Annotated in this window: 1 protein-coding gene; it reads right to left on the bottom strand. The window is 69.3% G+C overall.

Going from position 1 to position 1,450, the window contains the following annotated elements:
• Window positions 1–115: 115 nt before the first annotated feature.
• Window positions 116–1,381: an IS701 family transposase gene (locus ACFYYH_RS34485; RefSeq protein WP_388559887.1), complete on the bottom strand. Its 1,266-nt coding sequence runs from the start codon at window positions 1,379–1,381 to the stop codon at window positions 116–118.
• Window positions 1,382–1,450: the final 69 nt, after the last annotated feature.

The raw sequence follows: 1,450 nt of genomic DNA, 5'->3' as shown, positions 1-1,450 counted from the left end.
CTAGTAGTGCTTGGTCATGTTGGTGCGAGGTCTGGCATGTCGCGGTGACAGGTGGGGCAGGCGCCGGTCCAGATCGCGAGGAGTATCTGCAGTTCGCGGACGACTCGGTAGAGGCTCAGGCCGACGCCGTCTCTTTTGGGGATCGGCTCAGCCGTTGCAGGGTGCAGAAGGCGTGGGCGACCGAGACGAGGGTGACGTGATGGTGCCAGCCTGGCCAGGTCCGGCCTTCGAAGTGGGCCAGGCCCAGGGCCTGTTTCATCTCGCGGTAATCGTTCTCGATGCGCCAGCGGAGCTTCGCGGTGCGCACGAGGACGGGCAGCGGGGTGGTCTCGGGCAGGTTGGAGAGCCAGAACTTCACGGGCTCGCCCTGGTCGGCGGGCCATTCGGCCAGCAGCCAGCGGACCGGAAGCTCCGTGGCGGCCGTGGCCTTGCAGATCTCACGTCCGGCGGGCCGGATCCGCAGGGCCACGAAGCGCGAGTACATGCGTCTGTGCCCGCTCCGGCCGCTGCCGGGCCGCGATCCCTCCCGCCACTGCACCGGCCGTGCGGCGCGTTTCCCGGCCGCGATGACCAGGCTCTTCACAGTCTGCGCCGACTCGGGGTAGGCCGGGACCGGCCGTCGTCCCCGGCCCGTGCAGGCGGGGATGCAGGGCTGGGCGTCCTCGGGTTGCGCGGTGGTCGTGGTCGAGATTCCCACTACGTAGTCGAGACCGCGTTCTTCCAGGCCGAGCCGGAAGGCGGCGGTGTCCCCGTAGCCGCCGTCGGCGATGACCTGGGGCACATCGATGCCCCAGGACCGCGTCTCGTCGATCATGTCGAGGGCCAGCTGCCACTTCTCGACATGACCCACCTCGGCGGGGATGGCGCATCTGGCACGGCGGCCGACCTTGGCCGGATCGGCTTTCGGCGACGCGGGATCCCAGCTCCCGGGCAGGAACAGACGCCAGTTCACCGCCGCCGAGGCACCGTCGGAAGCCAGGTGCAGTGAGACGCCGGCCTGGCAGTTGGTGACCTTGCCCGCGGTGCCGGTGTACTGCCGGGTCACACACGCGGACGCGTCCCCGTCCTTGAGGAACCCGGTGTCATCGATGACGAGCGCGGTCGGCTTGACGACCGGCTGCATCCGCCAGGCCAGACGGGCCCGCACATGCGCCGCATCCCACGGGCTGGACGTGATGAAGTGCGCCAGGGCCTGCCGGTTCCCGTCCTCGCCCAGGCGGGCGGCCATCGGCTCCACCGACTTGCGCCCGCCGTCCAGCAGCAGGCCCCGCAGATACACGCTGCCCCACCGTCGCTGATCCGCCCGCGCGAACGGCTCGAACATCTCCGCCGCGAAGTCCTCCAGATCACACCGGACCGCAGCCAACTCCTCACCCAGCACACCCGATCAACGACACGACCGATCAAGAAGACACGCCATCACGGAAGGCACATGACCAAGCCCTACTAG

It is taken from the genome of Streptomyces sp. NPDC002018 (assembly GCF_042890865.1).
Taxonomy (GTDB): domain Bacteria; phylum Actinomycetota; class Actinomycetes; order Streptomycetales; family Streptomycetaceae; genus Streptomyces.
This window is presented reverse-complemented; position numbering and strand designations above follow the sequence as displayed.